Below are 1,443 nucleotides of genomic sequence, written 5' to 3'. Positions count from 1 at the left end.
GTTGATCTCGCGGGTGAAGGCGAGGACGGAGGGGTTGGAGGCGGAGAGTTCGACGTAGGATCCGACGCCGAAGACGGGGTGGCGTTGGCGGATTTCGATCATTTTGCGGGTCCAGTGGAGCAGGGATCCGGGGTTGTCGGCCTGGGCTTCGACGTTGACGGCTTGGTAGCCGTAGATGGGGTCCATGATGACGGGGAGGTAGAGGCGGGCGGGGTCGCAGCGGGAGAAGCCGGCGTTGCGGTCGGGGGTCCATTGCATGGGGGTGCGGACGGCGTCGCGGTCGCCGAGCCAGATGTTGTCGCCCATGCCGATTTCGTCGCCGTAGTACAGGACGGGGGAGCCGGGCAGGGACAGCAGCAGGGCGGTGAACAGTTCGAGTTGGTTGCGGTCGTTGTCCAGCAGGGGGGCCAGGCGGCGGCGGATGCCGATGTTGGCTTTCATGCGGGGGTCTCTGGCGTATTCGGTGTACATGTAGTCGCGTTCTTCGTCGGTGACCATCTCCAGGGTGAGTTCGTCGTGGTTGCGGAGGAAGATGCCCCATTGGCAGGATTCGGGGATTTTGGGGGTTTGGGCCATGATTTCGGAGATGGGGTAGCGCTGTTCGCGGCGGACGGCCATGAAGATGCGGGGCATGACGGGGAAGTGGAAGGCCATGTGGCATTCGTCGCCGCCGGCGGCGGGGTCGCCGAAGTATTCGACGACGTCGGCGGGCCATTGGTTGGCTTCGGCGAGCAGGACGCGGTCGGGGTAGAGGCGGTCGACTTCGGCGCGGACGCGTTTGAGGTAGGCGTGGGTTTCGGGGAGGTTTTCGCAGGTGGTGCCTTCGCGTGCGTACAGGTAGGGGACGGCGTCCAGGCGGAAGCCGTCGATGCCCAGGTCGAGCCAGAAGCGCAGGACTTCGAGCATGGCGTCTTGGACGGCGGGGTTGTCGTAGTTGAGGTCGGGTTGGTGGGAGAAGAAGCGGTGCCAGTAGTACTGGCCGCGGGTGGGGTCGTAGGTCCAGTTGGAGGATTCGGTGTCGACGAAGATGATGCGGGCGTCGGGGTAGCGGGTGTCGGTGTCGTCCCACATGTAGAAGTCGCCGAAGGGGCCGGTGGGGTCGGTGCGGGAGGCTTGGAACCAGGCGTGGGCGTCGCTGGTGTGGTTCATGACCAGGTCGGCGATGACGCGGATGCCGCGGGCGTGGGCTTGTTCGATGAGTTCGACGAAGTCGCCGAGTTCGCCGAAGTCGGGGAGGATTTTGGTGTAGTCGGCGATGTCGTAGCCGCCGTCGCGGAGGGGTGATTGGTAGATGGGCAGGAGCCATAGGCAGTTGATGCCCAGCCATTGCAGGTGGTCGAGTTTGCTGATCAGGCCGCGTAGGTCGCCGTAGCCGTCTCCGTTGGAGTCGGCGAATCCGCGTACCGACACCTCGTAGAACACCGCCGTCTTGAACCAGTGCGG

General features: G+C 64.7%; 1 protein-coding gene. It reads right to left on the bottom strand.

The features are described from left to right. Positions 1-1,443: maltose alpha-D-glucosyltransferase (gene treS / locus AMA02S_RS39660; RefSeq protein WP_067470195.1), on the bottom strand; the 1,443-nt coding region annotated here is incomplete at both ends.

Source organism: Actinomadura macra NBRC 14102 (assembly GCF_001552215.1).
Lineage (GTDB): Bacteria > Actinomycetota > Actinomycetes > Streptosporangiales > Streptosporangiaceae > Spirillospora > Spirillospora macra.
This window is presented reverse-complemented; position numbering and strand designations above follow the sequence as displayed.